The following is a 17,856-nucleotide window of genomic DNA, read 5'->3' as shown; positions in this document are numbered from 1 at the left end:
CTCGAATGACTCATAAAATTGATTGTCCAATAAGCGAAAGCCTTGATCACGCTAGCCTGAAACCGTCGAGCCGGCGTGCTCATTCGGCGTGATTGCCAAGGGCGGAAATGAAACGAATGCGTTTGCATGCGGCTGCCGATAGAAATCGTTCATGACGATATCGATACCATTATTCGGCAGGTGTCGGTTCAAGCCCCAGAAGTAGACGTTGAGCTCGCACAACGGGAAACACCACTCCAGCAGCTTTCGCGCGCCCGTCGGGCTGATGCTATATGCGGGTGTGCCAAAGGCAGCCAGAATGCGGTACAAGGGATGTTCCATGGTCTGGTCCTGGAAACGCCGCGCATTCGAACGCATGTCATCTTGACTGAAATGCGCAACGCACGGGGAAAGATCCCCTGGAAGCATGAAGGTCAGAAACGAATCAAAGTTCCATCCCCATTGGATATAGTCCCAATTCTCGGTGCGTGTACAAATTTCTTCGGTTTTTTCTAGAAAACGATGATTCAGGATTGCGTCGTCTTCGAGAACCGTTATGGGTTGGTCAAGTTCGATTGCCATTTCCCACAGGCGTTTATGCGAAAGGGCACAACCGATAGCGCCATCGGAGTAATAAGGCAGTCCTTCTTCAATCACGCCCTCACGCACAAGGGAAGAGCGGTCCATGGTGCGACCATCAACGGCCTCGAACGCTTCAATTCGGTCGCGATTGCCATTCAATGCATAAAAGCGCTTCAGACGTTCTGGCGTGCGGTTGAGGCTGATGACAAAGCATTTCATGGCAAGGTTCAGGATATGTTTTCAGGATGTCCGATTGTCGAATCGCGCGGGCCGACATCGCGATGCCGTATCTTTTTATTATCGGTCGTGCGATTTTTGCCTAAAGCCGCCTGCCGTCCGGTTGATATGTCCGCGGCAGTGTATCAGATGGCAATAATGCCCTTGATCAGGGTTGCATCCGGAAAATTCTAGCAATCGTAAAATCGCCCAGTCAATGAATATCGTGTTCGGTGTGGACGGAAAGGTCAGCGGCTCCCGGATTTTGCCCAGCTGCCCGACTTGCCGCCATGCTTTTCCAACAAGGTGATATCACTCATGATCATGCCGCGGTCCACCGCTTTGCACATGTCGTAAATAGTGAGCAGACCGACTTGCACGGCAGTGAGTGCCTCCATTTCCACGCCCGTTTGGCCATGGGTTTCTACTTGTGCAGTACACGTCACGCTCAACGACGGAGCGTCGACATGGAAGTCAACTGTTACGCGAGTAATCGCAAGCGGGTGGCAGAGTGGAATCAAGTCACTCGTGCGCTTGGCCCCCATGATGGCCGCGATCCGGGCGATCCCCAGAACATCGCCCTTTTTCGCGGCGCCGGACTGGATGATTGCCAATGTTTCCGGCTTCATGCGAATGGTGCCGCTGGCGACGGCAACCCGATGGGTGGCGTCCTTTTCCCCCACGTCCACCATGTGGGCCTGCCCCGTTGCGTCGAAATGTGTCAACCCTTCATGGCTTGTGGCGGAAGGGGGGTTATTCTTTTTGCTAGTCATTGGTAACAATGTGCGATGATTTTTCAGTGGTTGGCAGGTCGGGTTATCATAGCACCGTGAAACCTAAATCTACCTTCTTTACGGGGAATACAGTGATGCGCTTCGTCAGCGCAGCCACTCTCTCGATCGCTTGTGCAGTGCCGCCAATAATGGTGCCACGGTCGGTGCTTGCGCAAAGCCTTCCCAGCCTCGGCGACACCGAGCGCGGCGAATTGTCTCCGCTGATGGAGCGCAAGCTTGGCGAACAGATCATGCGCGACATTCGTCGCGATCGCGATTATCTGGACGATGCGCCGCTGTTGGAATACCTCAACAACTTCGGCTCGGGCCTTGTCGCGGCGCGACCCGAGGCGCGCGGTGAGGCCGGTTATGATTTCTTCTTCTTTGCTGTGCGCGATCCGATGCTGAATGCCTTCGCGCTGCCGGGAGGATTCATCGGTGTGCATTCGGCACTCATTCTGGCTGCGCAGAACGAGTCCGAACTGGCCTCGGTTATCGCGCATGAAATCGGTCACGTTGCGCAGCGCCATATCGCGCGCATGCTGGGCAAGCAGCGTCAGGATGCCTTGATTCCATTGGCTTCGGCGGTGCTGGCTGCGCTGGCGGCGCGCTCCAATCCGGATGCCTCGGCTGCCTTGCTCATGGGCGGACAGGGCATGGCCTTGCAGCGCCAGCTCAATTTCAGCCGCGACGCCGAGCGCGAAGCCGACCGGATCGGTTTGCAGATCTTGCGCGAGGCGCAGTTCGATACCTCCGGCATGATTGCATTCTTCGGTCGCATGCAGAATGCGACGCGCTCATACACGGATGCAGCGCCGGCCTATCTGCGCTCGCACCCGCTGACGACCGAGCGTATCGCCGATATCCAGGCGCGCATTCGCGATCAGCCTTACCGGCAACACGCCGACAGCATTGATTTCTACCTGATCCGCTCGCGCGTGCGGGTGTTGCAGGATCCATCGCCGCAGGGATTGCTGGATGCCGAGGTGGCATTCGAGAAGCAATTGCAGCAAAAGGCGCGCATGCAAATCATTGCAGCGAAATATGGCCAGGCGCTGGTCGCGCTTCGCCAGGGCGCGCCGTCCAAGGCGCAGGAACTGCTCAAGGATGTGTACGCCGCCATGTCGCCGAGCGGGACGCAGAGCCCGATACTGACCGGCTTGTCGATCGAGATCAAGCTTGCCGCGAACAAATCCGCCGAGGCACTCAAGGAGGCTGAAGCAGCGCGGACGAAATACCCATTGTCGCGCGGGATTGCGCAGCAGTATGCGGATGCCTTGATTGCTGCGGACCATCTCGACGACGCGATAGGCTATCTGCGCGACCAGGCCCAGTTGTACCGGCAGGAACCCAAGGTGCAGGAGCAACTGGCAAAGGCGTATGCGGCGCAAGGCAAGCAGGCCTTGCAGCATATCGCCCTCGCGGAATCGTACGCGCTCTCCGGCAGCATGCCTGCCGCGATCGATCAGCTCGGCATTGCGCGGCGTTCGTCGGACGCCTCTTTTTACGATCAGGCTGTGATCGATGCGCGCGAACGCGAGTTCAAGGCGCGTTGGATGGAAGAAATGAAAGAAGGGCAGCAGGAGCGGTAAGCATCCCGCCCTCAGGCTGCCGCTGGCTGCGGTTCGAGAACGAATCCGAATTGTTTTGCGATTGCGTCCGAGGCAATCCGTTTTACCGGTATCCGCTGGCCCTTGAAGGTCAAGGTCAGGATGTCTGAGGGCTGCGGTTGTTCCAGCCACGCCAGCAGCTGCTCGTCCCCCACCTGCATGTCTCCGACATGCAGGTGCTGCAGGCAATGCGCCATATCGCGGTCGTCAACGGCGGCGATTTTTCTCCCGCTTTGCAAGAGCAATTGACCGGTCTCGGTCATCCAGGCCGCATCCACCTGCGTCAATGGTTCGCGCGTGTGCAGGACGAATCCTTCCACCGGATCGCTATGGGCTATAAAGGGCGCGATTTCAAGCGTGACGTACACCCGTTGCGGTCCGTTCTGAAAATACCAGCGACCTTGCTCGTGCGTGTAATTGCGATTGATGAAACCGACCAGCGCCGGATTGGTGATCTTGTCGCCGGGCAGTTTCAGTGCTTGTGCGCGCTCGTCGCGCATGCGCCAGTTGCCGCGCGCATCGAGCGCCAGCCAGCCATAACAGTGCGGCACATTCGGCCACTTTGCCATTGCCTGTTTGACGATGTCATCCATTTAATTTCCCTTGCATTCGAGAAAATGCAGCATGCGCTGCGGCAGCCAGTCGATGCGACCGGGAGGACCTCCGACGGCGAAGCCGACATGTCCGCCGTGCGCGGGATAATCCAGAGTGACACAGGGCGATGCGGCGCTCGGCAGGTGCTGCGGCGGCAGGAACGGATCATTCTGCGCGTTCAACACCAGTGTCGGAACCGTGATGTCCGACAGCACATGCTTGGCGCTGGCGCGGTTCCAGTAATCGTCGGTGTCCCGATAGCCGTGCAATGGCGCAGTAACGATATTGTCGAATTCATACAGAGTCCGGGCGCGCAGCATGGTTTCGCGGTCGAACAGCGATGGAAACTGCTTGAGTTTTTGCAGGCATTTGGGTTTCAGGGTCTGAAGGAAAATCCGGGTGTAGATCATGTTCAGGCCGCGTGACAGCGCGGCACCGCCGCCGGCCAGGTCAAGCGGTGCGGAAATCGCGCAGGCAGCATCGACGATTTCTGCATGGTGCTGGGACTCCCCCAGCCAACGCAACAGCGCATTGCCGCCGAGCGAAACGCCGGTTGCATAGAATTTGCTGACGCGCGTCTTGTACCGATCCGAGAGGCGTCGAATAATCCAATCCACTTCCTGTGCGTCGCCGGAATGATAGAAGCGCGGCGCGTGATTCAGTTCGCCCGAGCAGCCGCGAAAATGCGGTACTGCCCCCGACCATCCCAAGGAGGTGACATGCGCCATCAGTGCACGCGCGTAATGGCTGTCGGACGAGCCCTCCAGACCGTGGAACATCACGATGAAAGGCCGGCCTTGCTGGCCATCGACAAAATCGATATCGATGAAATCGCTGTCCGGTGTCTGCCAGCGTTCGCGGCGATATGCCACTTCCGGCTTCGCAATGCAGGTTGCCGGATAGATGGTTTGCAGATGCCCGCTGGGCAGCCAGGAGGGTGCAGAGTATTTCATTCGACAATCTTCACGCATGGGCTCATGGTGCGATCCAGCTCAATGCAGCAGCGCTGACACCTTCGCGTCCGCCGGCGCCTCTCCAGGTACCACGGAGGCGTGATGCGCCACGATACGCCAGCCCTGCGGCGTTTTCATATAGACGTTGGTCGCGAGGATATGGATGTCCTGCTGGCGCGTCGCGGTCCGATGCACTTCTTCGATGATGTTGTGCACTGAAGTCATCATGTTCTGTGTCACATGCAATTGCACCGGGCGGATATGGACGCCGCCTTGTTCGAAAATGGATTCCCACGATGAACGAATCGACGCATGTCCGACCAGTCGCGGCGAACCTGGATGGATGCAGACGATCTCGTCATCGTCTGCCCATAGGGACATGACGGCCTCGATGTCCGCGCGACTGATGGCGTCATAGAAGAGAGATTCGGTTTCTTCCGCGGTTTCGAGCAACTTGTTTATTTTTGGCATGGCAGGTATCGGGAAATGCGCAGACTTAATGCGCTAACAAGATTATTTTAAGGCCTATTCCATGAACGTCGCCGGCGGACGGTGCGGACCACCTGAACAAAGGATGTTCAAGATCATTCGCTGTTCGGCTTTCCGAACGATAAACCCGTAGGGTCGGGGCGACCGATGCAGTCGAAAAGGATGGCCTGTGGAAAATCAGGAAAGCTTGGGGAAATATCGACTGCGGGTGGGGCCAGAAGTGGGCGGCAGAAAACAGAGCGACTCGGGAAGATCCCTTGTTCTGAGCGCGTTTTGCTGAACTGTAAGTTGACGTCGAAGGTGTCGCCCGCAGCCTGGCTTCAGAGAAACAAGACTGCGGGAGATTCCCGGTCAATGGCCTTTGACGACCGCGCCGGGCTTGAGGCGATACACCGTACCGCAGTACGGGCACTTGCCTTCATGATGATTGTCGAGAGCGATGAACACGCGCGGATGCGACGACCAGATCGGCATTGCCGGGTTGGGGCAATAGGCCGGCAGGTCGTGGCCATCCAGTTCGACGTAGCTCATGTTTTGTTTTGCTTGGTTCATGGCATTTTCCAGAAGGGGGTTAAACCAATGTGAGCCAGTGCTGGTATTGCGGCGCCTTGCCGGCGACCACATCGAAGAACAGCGACTGCAGCTTTTCCGTAATCGGGCCGCGCTTGCCTTCGCCGATCTGGCGATTGTCGAGTTCGCGGATCGGCGTGATCTCTGCTGCGGTGCCGGTAAAGAAGGCTTCATCGCAGCAGTACACTTCATCGCGCGTGATGCGTTTTTCGATCACTTCAATTCCGAGGTCGCGCGCCATGGTCAGCACCGAATCGCGCGTGATGCCATCGAGGCAGGATGCGAGGTCGGGCGTATAGATCTTGCCATTCTTGACGACGAAAACGTTTTCGCCGGAACCTTCCGATACATAACCTTCGGTATCGAGCAGCAATGCTTCGTCATAGCCGTCGGCCAGCGCTTCCTGATTGGCGAGAATGGAGTTGATGTAGTAACCGCAAGCCTTTGCGCGCACCAGCGAGACATTGACATGGTGACGCGAGAACGACGACGTCTTCACGCGAATGCCTTTGGTGATGCCGTCTTCACCCAGGTAGGCGCCCCACGGCCATGCGGCGATCGCAACGTGAATCGTGTTGCCCTTGGCGGACACGCCGAGCTTCTCCGAACCGATCCAGACCAGAGGACGCAGGTAGCAGGACTCCAACTTGTTTTCGCGCACGACCTGGCGTTGTGCTTCGACGATGGTTTCCATGTCGAACGGGATCTTCATCTGGAAAATCTTGGCCGAGTTGAACAGGCGTTGCGTGTGCTCCTTGAGACGGAAGATCGCCGTGCCCTGCGACGTCTTGTAGGCCCGCACGCCTTCGAATACACCCATGCCGTAGTGCAGGGTATGCGTCAGCACGTGCACCTTGGCGTCGCGCCATTCGATCAGTTCGCCGTCTTTCCAGATTTTTCCGTCGCGGTCGGCCATGGACATGTCGTGTTCTCCAAAAATTGTCGCAAAGCCTCGATTTTACTCCGGATATTTCCGCAGGAGAGAGGGGGCTCAAGTGAATTCGAATGTCTTCCCGCGCGACGCGAAGGTCGCGTCAGATTCACGGGCGGTTCCGGCAGCCTGAAAAATTCATGGGTAGAATGTGGCCTTCACATTTTTGCAGGCCATCCGTGTCTGACTATGGCAATTCGCTTCATGTCGTTTCGGTCTGCAACCACTACCATTATCAAATCTTCAAGCATGAAGGCGTCCCTTGCAATCCAGCGCGCGCTTTCTGCAGGCGATTTGTTTCTCAAACCATGAGCAATTCAGAAGCAGTAATGACACAGCCGGCCTCCATTGATATGGAGAAGCGCGCGTTTCGCGAAGGCTTCAAGGCATGCGCGCCGACCATGGCCGGCATCTTCGCCTGGGGTATGGTGACCGGCATGGCGATGGTCAAAACCGGCCTGACCATCTGGCAGGCGCTCGGGATGACTTTCCTGGTCTTCGCGGGTTCGGCGCAACTGGCGGCCTTGCCGCTGATGGCTGCCAGTGCGCCTGTCTGGGTGGTGTTCCTGACTGCCCTTGTGGTGAACCTGCGTTTTGTCATTTTTGCAGCAGCGATCGCGCCGCATTTTGCCCACCTGCCCTGGTACAAGCGTGTCTGGCACGGCTATTTCAATGCCGACATCACGATGGCCTTGTTCCCGGTCCGCTTTTCCGCGGACACGGTACATCAGACTGAAGGAAAGGTGGGCTACTTCAATGGCATCGGTTATCCGAACTGGTGCGCGTGGCAGGCCGGCTCGGTGTTCGGAATCCTGATGGCGAGCCAGATTCCGCAAAGCTGGGGCATCGAATTTGCTGGCACGCTTGCCTTGCTGGCAGTCACCATCCCGCTGACCATCAACTCCGCGGCGCTGGTCGGTGTCGTCGTGGCAGGTATTACCGCTGTGGTGGCCGCGTCCATGCCCTATCGGCTCGGTTTGCTGGTCGCGGTCATTCTTGGCATGGTTGCGGCGATGATTGTCGACACCGCTCTGGACAAGAAAAAGGAGAATGCATGAGCGAGAGCGATATCTGGCTGACGATCGGCTTGCTGACTGTCGCTACCATTCTGACGAGAAGCTCGTTCTTCTTCCTGGGACACGCAGTGAAGTTGCCGCCGAAGGTACAGCATGCGCTGCGCTATGCCCCTGCAGCCGCGCTGGCCGCGATTGTCGCCCCGGACCTGGTGCTTGCCAACAATACCTTGCAGTTGACCTGGGCCAATCCGAAGTTGATGGCGGGGCTTGGCGCGGCGCTGTTTTTTCTGACGACGCGGCATTTGCTTGGGACCATCGTTGCAGGGATGGGTTTGTACACCTTGCTCCGCATCATTTTGTAAGCGGAAAATCGTTTTTCGGGCTTGTCGGGTGCGGTAAAATAGCGATTTTTCCATTCTTTCAATACTTGTCTGGCAGCCATGCAATTCAACCGATTGAGCGACCTCATCGCACGCAACCAACTCCAGGGCAAACGCGTTTTCATCCGCGCCGATCTCAACGTACCGCAGGATGACGCGGGCAATATCACCGAAGACACGCGCATCCGCGCTTCGGTGCCAGCCATCCAGCAGGCCGTGCAAGCCGGCGCTGCCGTGATGGTGACGTCCCATCTGGGCCGCCCGACTGAAGGCGAGTGCAAGCCGGAAGATTCGCTCGCGCCGATCGCCAAGCGCCTCTCCGAATTGCTCGGCATGCCGGTCGAACTGAAGCAGAACTGGGTTGATGGTGTGGATGTCGCACCCGGCCAGGTCGTCCTGCTGGAGAACTGCCGCGTCAACAAGGGCGAGAAAAAGAACAGCGACGAGCTGGCGCAGAAAATGGCGAAGCTGTGCGACGTCTATGTCAACGACGCGTTCGGCACGGCCCATCGCGCGGAAGCAACCACGCATGGCATCGCCAAGTTCGCTCCCATCGCCTGCGCCGGTCCGTTGCTTGCGGCGGAACTCGATGCCCTGGGCAAGGCGCTCGGCCAGCCGAAACGTCCGCTGGCCGCCATCGTCGCCGGCTCCAAAGTGTCGACCAAGCTCACGATCCTGAAAACCCTCGCCGACAAGGTCGACAACCTGATCGTCGGCGGCGGCATCGCCAACACCTTCATGCTGGCGTCCGGCCTGAAGATCGGCAAATCTCTGGCGGAAGCGGACCTTGTCAGCGAAGCGAAAGCGATCATCGATATGATGGCCAAGCGCGGTGCTTCGGTACCCATTCCGGTCGATGTCGTCTGCGCCAAGGAGTTTTCGCCGACCGCGGCCGCGACCGTCAAGGATGTGAAGGATGTGGTCGACGACGACATGATCCTCGACATCGGCCCCAAGACCGCCGAACAACTGGCGCAGCAGATCGCGCAGGCCGGCACGGTCGTCTGGAACGGACCGGTGGGCGTATTCGAGTTCGACCAGTTCGGCGAAGGAACGAAGAAGCTGGCAATGGCGATTGCCGATTCCAAGGCATTCTCGATTGCGGGTGGCGGCGATACGCTGGCTGCGATTGCGAAGTACAACATCGCCGACAAGATCGGGTACATCTCGACCGGTGGCGGCGCCTTCCTCGAATTCCTGGAAGGCAAGACACTGCCTGCTGTCGATATTCTGCAGCAGCGCGCGAAGTAAAACCGTCGGGAGCGGCTGAGCGCCGCCCATCAAGGGCTGTCAAATGATCAGAGCTACCAAAATCGTCGCCACCGTTGGCCCTGCATCGAGCGATCCCGAGATCCTCGTGCGGATGATCAAGGCCGGGGTGAACATCGTGCGCCTGAATTTTTCGCACGGCAAGGCGCAGGACCATATTGAACGCGCCAGCCTGGTCCGACAGGCCGCCGCCGCGTGCGGCCGCGAAGTGGCGATCATGGCCGACCTGCAGGGTCCGAAAATCCGAATCGGTAAGTTCGAACAAGGCAAGATCTTCCTTGAAAACGGCAGCAAGTTCATCCTCGACGCCGATTGCGAGCTGGGCAACCAGGCGCAGGTCGGCCTCGACTACAAGGAGCTTCCCCGTGATCTGAGACCGGCCGATGTGCTGCTGCTCAACGATGGCCTGATCGTGCTGGTGGTCGACAAGATCGTCGGCAGCGCGATCCATACCACGGTGCGGATCGGCGGCGAACTGTCGAACAACAAGGGCATCAATCGCCTCGGCGGCGGTTTGTCGGCGCCGGCCCTGACTGCCAAGGACATGGAAGACATCAAGACCGCGATGAGCTTCCAGGCGGATTACGTTGCCGTGTCCTTCCCGAAGAATGCGACCGACATGATCATGGCGCGGCAGCTCGCGAACATTGCCGGCGAAGCCACCAGGCACAAGCCGCAGATGATCGCCAAGATCGAACGCGCGGAAGCGATCCCGCTGTTGCAGGATATCCTTGATGCGTCCGACGGCATCATGGTGGCGCGCGGCGATCTGGCAGTGGAAGTCGGCAACGCAGCCGTACCGGCACTGCAGAAGCGCATGATCAAGATGGCGCGCGCATCGAACAAGCTGACCATCACCGCGACGCAGATGATGGAATCGATGATCGTCAATGCAGTGCCGACGCGCGCCGAAGTGTCGGACGTTGCCAACGCCGTGCTCGACGGCACCGATGCGGTCATGACCTCGGCTGAGACGGCTTCCGGCAAGTATCCCGTTGAAACCGTGGAGGCGATGGCCGCGATCTGCCTCGAGGCAGAAAAATCCGATGTGGTGAAACTCGACGCCGACTTCCTGAATGCCACCTTCACTCGCATCGACCAGTCGATCGCCTATGGTGCGCTGTTCACGGCCTACCATTTGCGTGTCAAGGCGATTGTCGCGCTGACCGAATCCGGTTCGACCGCGCTGTGGATGAGCCGTCACAACATCGACATCCCGATTTTCGCCATCACGCCGATTTTGGCCACGCAGCGCAAGGCCGCCTTGTACCGCAATGTGACGCCTTTTGAACTGGCGCATTCCACCGATCGCGAAGCCGTCTTGAAAGCCGCGCAGGATTTGCTTCTCGCCAAAGGCGTGGTGCAGAAAGGCGACATGATTGTGGTCACCTGGGGCGAACCCATGGGCCAGGTCGGTGGCACGAATGCCCTCAAGATCATGAAGATCGGCGAATACTAAATTTTATTGTCTGGAGAAACAACATGCCTCTCGTATCCATGCGTCAACTGCTCGACCACGCTGCTGAAAACGGTTACGGTCTGCCCGCATTCAACGTCAACAACCTGGAGCAGGTCACCGCGATCATGCAGGCTGCCGATGAAGTTGGCGCGCCGGTGATCATGCAAGCCTCCGCAGGCGCCCGCAAGTATGCCGGCGAAGCCTTCCTGCGCCACCTGATCGAAGCAGCTGTCGAAGCCTACCCGCATATTCCGGTCGTGATGCACCAGGACCACGGACAGTCGCCGGCAGTCTGCATGGCCGCGATCAAGTCCGGATTCACTTCCGTGATGATGGACGGCTCGCTGATGGAAGATGGCAAATCGGTGGCCAGCTATGAATACAACGTCGAAGTGTCGCGCAAGGTGGTCGAGTTCTCGCATGCGATCGGTGTGACGGTCGAGGCGGAACTGGGCGTGCTGGGTTCGCTGGAAACCATGAAGGGCGACAAGGAAGACGGCCACGGTGCGGAAGGCACGATGACCCGCGAACAGCTGCTGACCGACGTCAACCAGGCTGCCGACTTCGTCAAGCTGACGCAATGCGACGCACTTGCCATCGCGATCGGTACGTCCCACGGTGCCTACAAATTCTCGCGCAAGCCGACCGGCGACATCCTCGCCATCCAGCGCATCAAGGAAATCCATGCGCGCATTCCGAACACGCACCTGGTGATGCACGGCTCCTCTTCCGTACCCCAGGAATTGCTGGCCGAGATCCGCCAGTTCGGCGGCGACATGAAAGAAACCTATGGCGTGCCGGTCGAGGAAATCCAGGAAGGCATCAAGCATGGCGTGCGCAAGATCAACATCGATACCGACATCCGCCTGGCGATGACCGGTGCGATTCGACGCTTCTTCATCGAGAACCCCTCCAAGTTCGATCCGCGTGAATACCTGAAGCCAGCCCGTGAAGCCGCCAAGGTGATCTGCAAGTCGCGCTTCATCGCTTTCGGCTGCGAAGGCCAGGCTGCCAAAATCAAGCCGATTTCGCTGGAAAAGATGGCCGAAAAGTACAAAAAGGGTGAGTTAGCCCAGATCGTGCAGTAAAATTGGAACCCGCTCAATATCCTGCTGCGCAGTCCAAGCCCGGACCTGCGATGCTCGCCGTACCATCTGTACGGTTGCGCTTCTCGATCCGACCTCGGACCGCTCGCGACGGATCTTGAACGGATTCCTAGCCTTGGAAAGAAACAACCGGCGGCGTGTCAGGCACCCGCCGGTTTAGCTTTTTTGGAAAGCCTTTATGAACAGCCTTTACCAGTCCACCATCCAGTCTCTCCCGCTGCTCGGCCGCGGCAAGGTGCGCGACAACTACGCCGTCGGTGACGACAAGATTCTGATTGTCACCACGGATCGCCTGTCCGCATTTGACGTAGTCATGAACGAACCGATCCCCGGCAAGGGCAAGGTCCTTAACCAGATGTCGAATTTCTGGTTCCAGAAGCTGGGCGATATTGTCCCCAACCATCTGACCGGCATCGCACCGGAATCCGTGGTGCAGGCGGGCGAAGTGGAGCAGGTGCGCGGACGCGCGGTTGTCGCCAAGCGCCTGAAGCCGATTCTGGTGGAGGCGGTTGTGCGCGGCTACATCATCGGCTCGGGCTGGAAAGACTATCAAACGACCGGTTCGATTTGCGGCATTGCCTTGCCCAAGGGATTGCGTCAGGCCGACAAGCTCGCCACCCCGATTTTCACGCCAGCCGCCAAGGCAGAGATGGGCGAGCACGACGAAAACATCAGCTTCGCTGACATGGAAAATCGCATCGGCAAGGAACTTGCTGGGAAGATCCGTGAAGTCAGCATCAAGCTGTACCAGACCGCGGCTGATTACGCGGCCACGCGCGGCATCATCATTGCCGATACCAAGTTCGAATTCGGGCTGGACGAGAACGGCGTCCTGCACCTGATGGATGAAGTGCTCACCGCGGATTCATCGCGATTCTGGCCAGCCGATTCCTACGCGCCAGGCATGTCGCCGCCGTCGTTTGACAAGCAATTCGTGCGCGACTACCTGGAGACGCTCACGGACTGGAACAAGACCGCGCCGGCGCCGGCCTTGCCTGCCGATGTGATCGAGAAGACCGGCGCAAAGTACCGCGAGGCGCTGCAGCGCCTGACTGGCGAAACCCTGAGGGACTGACATGACGAAGCAAGCTGCCAATCAAGCCGCTGCACCGCTGGTCGGTGTGGTGATGGGTTCGTCTTCCGACTGGGATGTGATGCAGCATGCGGTCGCAATGTTGAAGGAATTCGGCGTCGAGCATGAAGCGCAGGTGATTTCCGCGCATCGCATGCCGGATCAGATGTTCGCCTACGCGGAAACGGCACGGCAGCGCGGCCTGCGCGCGATCATCGCTGGCGCCGGCGGCGCCGCCCACCTTCCGGGAATGATCGCGGCGAAAACCATCGTCCCGGTTCTGGGCGTGCCGGTCCCATCGAAATATTTACGCGGCGAAGATTCGCTGCTGTCGATCGTGCAGATGCCCAAGGGTATTCCGGTTTCGACCTTCGCGATCGGCGAGGCAGGCGCGGCCAATGCGGCGCTGACGGCAATCGCGATCCTTGCGACCACTGATGACCAATTGGCGGCGCGTCTGCAGGAATTCCGCGCGAAGCAGACGCAAGCAGCCCTTGCAATGACACTACCGGCATGAGCGACAAATTAACTCCTTTCGTTCCCTCCGCGACGCCCCCAACTTGGCTGGGCGTGATGGGTGGCGGCCAGTTGGGCCGCATGTTCGCCCATGCAGCGCAAAAAATGGGTTACAAGGTTGCCGTGCTGGAGCCGGCACGCGACTGCCCGGCGGGCCATGCTGCCGATCATTTGCTGTGCGCGGATTACACCGATGAGGCGGCGCTCAAGGAACTGGCGGAGCAATGCGTTGCGGTGACGACTGAATTTGAAAACGTGCCGTCACAGAGTATGGCGTTTCTCGCGGAAAGAACTTTTGTCGCGCCGTCTGCGGCATGCGTGTCGATTGCTCAGAACCGACTCGAAGAAAAACGCTTCTTCACCGAATGCGCGTCGACTTCGGGCGTGCTGCCGGCACCCTACAAGGCGATAACTAGTGCCGATGACATCGAGATCATCCCCGAGACGCTTTTCCCCGGCATCCTGAAAACGGCGCGCATGGGTTATGACGCCAAGGGCCAGATTCGCGTCAAAACGCGTGAAGAGGCGCGCGCGGCGTTCGCAGCCTTGAACGGCGTCGACTGTGTGCTGGAAAAGATGCTGCCGCTTGCCTATGAAATTTCGGTACTGACCGCACGCGGCGCGGATGGTCAATCGGTTGTCTATCCGATTGCCGAGAATGTGCACCGTGAAGGTATTCTTTTCACGACGACGGTACCCGGACCGAACGTGTGCCAGGAGGCGGCGGGCAAGGCACAGGCAGCCGCGCTGGCGATCATTGCGCAGCTCGGTTACGTCGGCGTGCTGTGCATCGAATTTTTCGTGCTGCAGGATGGATCGCTCGTGGTCAACGAGATGGCACCGCGTCCGCATAACAGCGGGCATTACACGATTGATGCCTGCATCACCAGCCAGTTCGCGCAACAGGTACGCGCGATGGCGCGCATGCCTCTGGGCGATGTGCGGCAGCATTCGCCGGCGGTGATGCTCAACATCCTGGGTGATGTGTGGTTTGAAGGCGATAGCGACAAAGTGCGCGAGCCGGCATGGCACAAGGTGCTCGCGCTGCCCGGCGCCAACCTGCATTTGTACGGCAAGGAAGATGCTCGGCGCGGACGCAAGATGGGACACGTCACCTTTGTCGCGCCCGAACTTGCGCAGGCGCAGGAAAGCCTGCGTGCCGCCTGCGAAATCCTCGGAATCGCGCTCTGATGGAAAAGAATGGCGCGCCATGCCTGACATGACTTTGGATATGCATGCCATTCGATTGGCCGCGCGCAAGCTGGAAGAGGGCGAACTGGTCGCCTTTCCAACCGAGACGGTGTATGGCCTGGGTGCGGATGCAGAAAATCCCGCCGCAGTTGCCAGGATTTATGCGGCCAAGGGCCGGCCTGCCAATCATCCTGTGATCGTTCACCTCGCGCCGGGCGCCGACATCGGTTACTGGGCAGAGGCGATTCCGCCTGAAGCAAACAAGCTAATCGATGCCTTCTGGCCCGGTCCGTTGACCCTGATTCTTCGTCGCGCCGCACACATCCCCGATGCGGTGTCGGGTGGACAGGATTCCATCGGGCTGCGCTGTCCATCGCATCCGGTTGCGCAGGCATTGCTTCGGGAATTCAAAGGCGGGAAGGGCGGTGTCGCGGCCCCATCAGCAAACCGGTTCGGCCATGTCAGCCCGACGACTGCACGGCACGTGCAAGATGAATTCGGTACCGTACCGAATGGCCCCGTTGCCTGCATCCTCGATGGCGGGCAGAGCGAAGTCGGCATTGAATCAAGCATTCTCGACTTGTCGCGCATGGCAAGTCATGGTCCGGTGCTGCTGCGTCCCGGACACATCAGTACGGCCGATATCGCCCGCGTCATCGGAATGCGACCGCGTATGCCTGATGCCGCTGCGCCAAGAGCTTCCGGAACGCTGGAATCGCATTACGCGCCGAACACCCCGGTTGCGCTGGTCGCGCCGGAGCAGTGGAACCATGTTCATGATCGCTTGGTCCTCAACAAGCGCCGCGTTGCATCGCTGCGCCGGACAATGCCGCCGATGCCGCTCGCAGTTGCCCAGTTCGGCTTGCCGGCAACGCCTGAGGGTTACGCTCATGATTTGTATGCCGCCTTGCGCATGATGGACGAGGCGGGGGCAGACATTATTCTCGTCGAATCGCCTCCCGTGGACGAACAGTGGCAGGGCGTCAACGACCGTTTGCGCAGGGCGGCGCATGACTCGTCCGGCATTCTTGCTCGCTTGCTGGATGAAGCGCGGTAGTTGCTGTTCCTGGCGCATCGCTTGACCACGCAGGCGCTGTCTTCACTCATTTCATTTATTTCCATGCGGGAAGCTTAGAGTCCGCGCTCTAAATATTTACGCCGCACTTGCCTAGTCAAGGCGCGAACTTCAATGCCATACTAGGCGACCGAGAATGGAACGCTCGTTCGTTTTTCATTCCTCGTATAAATACGAATAATCAGAGGAGATACAATGCGTCAATCCAAATTCGCAGCGGCGCTACTGGCCGCAGCATTCCTTGCGTCCTGTGGCGGCGATGTCAAGCCGCAATTCACTTCCCTGGTGTCATTCGGTGACAGTCTGAGCGACGTCGGCACCTATGCCGTCGGTACGGTCGCGCAACTCGGCGGCGGGAAGTACACCATCAATGGTCCGGACGGCAAGAACTGGATCGAGTTGATGGCGCCGAAATTTGGATTGAGTGCGCCCTGCCCCGCGCAAACCGGGCTGGACGGCGACGCCGCGCAAGGCTTTTCGGTTCCGGTCACCAACTCCACCAACTGCACGGCTTACGCACAGGGCGGCGCCCGCGTGACCGATCCTGTCGGTCCTGGCAACAAATTGCTCGGCGGTGTCAACGCCGTTCTGGGCCAGCTCACCGTGCCGGTCGCGACGCAAATTCAGACCCACCTCACCCGCAAAGGCGGGAGCTTCGGCGGTTCGGAAATCGTCTTTGTGCTGGCCGGCGGCAACGATGTATTCATCCAGCTGGCCACTCTCAGTGCGACGGTAGCCGCTGGTGGCGACGCGAATGCGGCATCCACTGCCGCGGTGACCGCAATGGGAACTGCCGGCACCCAGCTGGCAGGCTACATCAAGAATCAGATCGTCGCCAAGGGAGCGAAATACGTTGCCGTCATCAATTTGCCTGACGTGAGCAAGACGCCGTTCGCCCTGGCGGAAAGTGCGCAGACCCAGGCATTGATCAACACCATGGTCACGACGTTCAATGCGCAATTGTCGGCCGGGTTGTCTGGTGTCGATGTGCTGACGATCGACGCCTATACGGCCAGCCGGGACGAAAGCGCCAATCCGGCGAAATACGGTTTCACCAACACCACTTCGCCGGCATGCGATCTCTCTCCGCAAAAGAATCCGCTTGGATCCTCGCTCGTTTGTACCCGGAATAATCTGATTGCCGGTTCTGTCGACAACTATGAGTTCGCTGACGGCGTGCATCCGACGCCGTATGGCTATCGCGTGCTGGCCGACCTGGTCACTGCGGAGCTGGCCAAGAAGGGCTGGCTGTAAACCATCACGGTATTGGCGCCATCATCCGAAGCGGAGTTTCATCGTCAGGATGAAAAGCGCCAATGCCAGCGTGAGCAGATTGGCGATGATCACCGGCCACGCACCGATCAGCAGGCCGTACAGTAACCACAGCGCAACGCCGGTCGTGAAAATGCTGTACATGCCCAGCGACACGCCATCAGCACGGCGTGTCTTCCAGGTAAGCCAGGCTTGAGGGACAAATGCGATGGTGGTGAATGTCGCCGCAAGCGCGCCGACGAGTTCATCGAAGTGCCGGAACAGTGAAAAAGTCATGCGAATGTGTTGATGTGTGTGAGGAGTATCGAGCTTTGACCGCATCTGATGCACAGCATCGGATGCGGTTTTTTTTCGGCAGTGCAGGGTTACTGGAATGCCTGGATGCCCGTTTGCGCACGTCCGAGGATCAACGCATGGATGTCATGCGTACCTTCGTAGGTGTTGACCACTTCGAGGTTCACCATGTGGCGGATCACGCCGAATTCATCCGAAATGCCGTTCCCGCCCAACATGTCACGCGCCATGCGCGCCACGTCCAATGCCTTGCCGCAGGAATTGCGCTTCATCATTGATGTGATTTCCACCGATGCAGTGCCTTCATCCTTCATGCGGCCCAAGCGCAAGCAACCCTGAAGGCCGAGCGTGATCTCCGTCTGCATGTCGGCCAGCTTCTTCTGGATCAACTGGTTTGCCGCCAGGGGCTTGCCGAACTGCTTGCGGTCCAGCACATACTGGCGGGCACGGAACCAGCAGTCTTCCGCCGCACCCAGCGCACCCCAGGCAATGCCGTAACGCGCCGAATT

The 17,856-nt window shown here is 58.9% G+C and carries 20 protein-coding genes; 11 read left to right on the top strand and 9 right to left on the bottom strand.

Annotation, left to right across the window (positions count from 1 at the left end; translation table 11 throughout):
* Nucleotides 1–51 precede the first annotated feature (51 nt).
* The gene (locus tag E6W33_RS23300; RefSeq protein WP_136419773.1) at nucleotides 52–780 is read right to left on the bottom strand and encodes a glycosyltransferase family 25 protein; all 729 of its coding nucleotides are present in this window, start codon (nucleotides 778–780) and stop codon (nucleotides 52–54) included.
* Nucleotides 781–1,025: 245 nt separating this feature from the next.
* The gene (moaC, locus tag E6W33_RS23295) at nucleotides 1,026–1,550 is read right to left on the bottom strand and encodes a cyclic pyranopterin monophosphate synthase MoaC (RefSeq protein WP_136419772.1); all 525 of its coding nucleotides are present in this window, start codon (nucleotides 1,548–1,550) and stop codon (nucleotides 1,026–1,028) included.
* A gap of 149 nt (nucleotides 1,551–1,699) precedes the next feature.
* Here moaC and E6W33_RS23290 point away from each other — a divergent pair, with 149 nt between their 5' ends.
* Nucleotides 1,700–3,142: a M48 family metalloprotease gene (locus tag E6W33_RS23290; protein WP_247869764.1), complete on the top strand. Its 1,443-nt coding sequence runs from the start codon at nucleotides 1,700–1,702 to the stop codon at nucleotides 3,140–3,142.
* Between the two features lie 11 nt (nucleotides 3,143–3,153).
* Here E6W33_RS23290 and E6W33_RS23285 read toward each other — a convergent pair whose 3' ends face one another.
* From E6W33_RS23285 to E6W33_RS23265, 5 genes are all read right to left on the bottom strand, one after another.
* A complete protein-coding gene (locus E6W33_RS23285; RefSeq protein WP_136419771.1) occupies nucleotides 3,154–3,753 on the bottom strand; it encodes a DUF2946 family protein in 600 nt (199 codons plus the stop codon).
* Nucleotides 3,754–4,707 (bottom strand): alpha/beta fold hydrolase, encoded by a 954-nt coding sequence (locus E6W33_RS23280; RefSeq protein ID WP_136419770.1) that lies wholly within the window; start codon nucleotides 4,705–4,707, stop codon nucleotides 3,754–3,756.
* 39 nt (nucleotides 4,708–4,746) lie between these two features.
* On the bottom strand, nucleotides 4,747–5,178 hold the full coding sequence (locus tag E6W33_RS23275; RefSeq protein WP_136419769.1) for a nuclear transport factor 2 family protein: 432 nt from the start codon (nucleotides 5,176–5,178) through the stop codon (nucleotides 4,747–4,749).
* 369 nt (nucleotides 5,179–5,547) lie between these two features.
* Entirely contained in the window at nucleotides 5,548–5,748 is a 201-nt protein-coding gene (locus tag E6W33_RS23270) for a zinc-finger domain-containing protein (RefSeq protein WP_136419768.1), read from the bottom strand.
* A 19-nt stretch (nucleotides 5,749–5,767) separates the two neighbouring features.
* A complete protein-coding gene (locus E6W33_RS23265) occupies nucleotides 5,768–6,688 on the bottom strand; it encodes a branched-chain amino acid transaminase (protein ID WP_136419767.1) in 921 nt (306 codons plus the stop codon).
* 338 nt (nucleotides 6,689–7,026) lie between these two features.
* On the opposite strand from E6W33_RS23265, the gene E6W33_RS23260 reads away from it, so the two are divergent.
* The 10 genes from E6W33_RS23260 (at nucleotide 7,027) to E6W33_RS23215 (ending at nucleotide 17,035) form a co-directional block, all read left to right on the top strand.
* Nucleotides 7,027–7,755, top strand: coding sequence for an AzlC family ABC transporter permease (locus tag E6W33_RS23260; RefSeq protein WP_247869753.1), 729 nt, complete (start codon nucleotides 7,027–7,029; stop codon nucleotides 7,753–7,755).
* Nucleotides 7,752–8,075 carry an AzlD domain-containing protein gene (locus E6W33_RS23255; protein WP_136419765.1) on the top strand — a complete coding sequence of 108 codons (324 nt, stop codon included), beginning with the start codon at nucleotides 7,752–7,754 and terminating at the stop codon, nucleotides 8,073–8,075. The genes E6W33_RS23260 and E6W33_RS23255 overlap by 4 nt, the downstream gene beginning before the upstream one ends.
* 78 nt (nucleotides 8,076–8,153) lie before the next feature.
* On the top strand, nucleotides 8,154–9,344 hold the full coding sequence (locus tag E6W33_RS23250; protein ID WP_136419764.1) for a phosphoglycerate kinase: 1,191 nt from the start codon (nucleotides 8,154–8,156) through the stop codon (nucleotides 9,342–9,344).
* 43 nt (nucleotides 9,345–9,387) lie between these two features.
* Nucleotides 9,388–10,821, top strand: a complete 1,434-nt coding sequence (gene pyk / locus E6W33_RS23245; RefSeq protein ID WP_136419763.1) for a pyruvate kinase — start codon at nucleotides 9,388–9,390, stop codon at nucleotides 10,819–10,821.
* A gap of 23 nt (nucleotides 10,822–10,844) precedes the next feature.
* Nucleotides 10,845–11,909, top strand: a complete 1,065-nt coding sequence (gene fba / locus E6W33_RS23240) for a class II fructose-bisphosphate aldolase (RefSeq protein ID WP_136419762.1) — start codon at nucleotides 10,845–10,847, stop codon at nucleotides 11,907–11,909.
* A 196-nt stretch (nucleotides 11,910–12,105) separates the two neighbouring features.
* Nucleotides 12,106–13,002 carry a phosphoribosylaminoimidazolesuccinocarboxamide synthase gene (locus tag E6W33_RS23235; RefSeq protein ID WP_136419761.1) on the top strand — a complete coding sequence of 299 codons (897 nt, stop codon included), beginning with the start codon at nucleotides 12,106–12,108 and terminating at the stop codon, nucleotides 13,000–13,002.
* 1 nt (nucleotide 13,003) lies between these two features.
* Nucleotides 13,004–13,516, top strand: coding sequence for a 5-(carboxyamino)imidazole ribonucleotide mutase (gene purE, locus E6W33_RS23230; RefSeq protein ID WP_136419760.1), 513 nt, complete (start codon nucleotides 13,004–13,006; stop codon nucleotides 13,514–13,516).
* Entirely contained in the window at nucleotides 13,513–14,706 is a 1,194-nt protein-coding gene (locus E6W33_RS23225) for a 5-(carboxyamino)imidazole ribonucleotide synthase (protein ID WP_136419759.1), read from the top strand. The genes purE and E6W33_RS23225 overlap by 4 nt, the downstream gene beginning before the upstream one ends.
* A gap of 19 nt (nucleotides 14,707–14,725) precedes the next feature.
* A complete protein-coding gene (locus E6W33_RS23220; RefSeq protein ID WP_136419758.1) occupies nucleotides 14,726–15,763 on the top strand; it encodes an L-threonylcarbamoyladenylate synthase in 1,038 nt (345 codons plus the stop codon).
* Between the two features lie 213 nt (nucleotides 15,764–15,976).
* A complete protein-coding gene (locus tag E6W33_RS23215; protein WP_136419757.1) occupies nucleotides 15,977–17,035 on the top strand; it encodes an SGNH/GDSL hydrolase family protein in 1,059 nt (352 codons plus the stop codon).
* A 21-nt stretch (nucleotides 17,036–17,056) separates the two neighbouring features.
* Here the strand turns inward: E6W33_RS23215 and E6W33_RS23210 are convergent, their stop codons facing one another.
* Both E6W33_RS23210 and E6W33_RS23205 read right to left on the bottom strand, forming a co-directional pair.
* A complete protein-coding gene (locus tag E6W33_RS23210; protein WP_136419756.1) occupies nucleotides 17,057–17,329 on the bottom strand; it encodes a SemiSWEET transporter in 273 nt (90 codons plus the stop codon).
* Between the two features lie 89 nt (nucleotides 17,330–17,418).
* A partial coding sequence (locus tag E6W33_RS23205) for an acyl-CoA dehydrogenase family protein (protein WP_282183711.1) occupies nucleotides 17,419–17,856 on the bottom strand: 438 nt, incomplete at its 5' end.

The organism is Herbaspirillum sp. ST 5-3 (assembly GCF_004804275.1).
Classification (GTDB): domain Bacteria; phylum Pseudomonadota; class Gammaproteobacteria; order Burkholderiales; family Burkholderiaceae_D; genus Noviherbaspirillum.
This window is presented reverse-complemented; position numbering and strand designations above follow the sequence as displayed.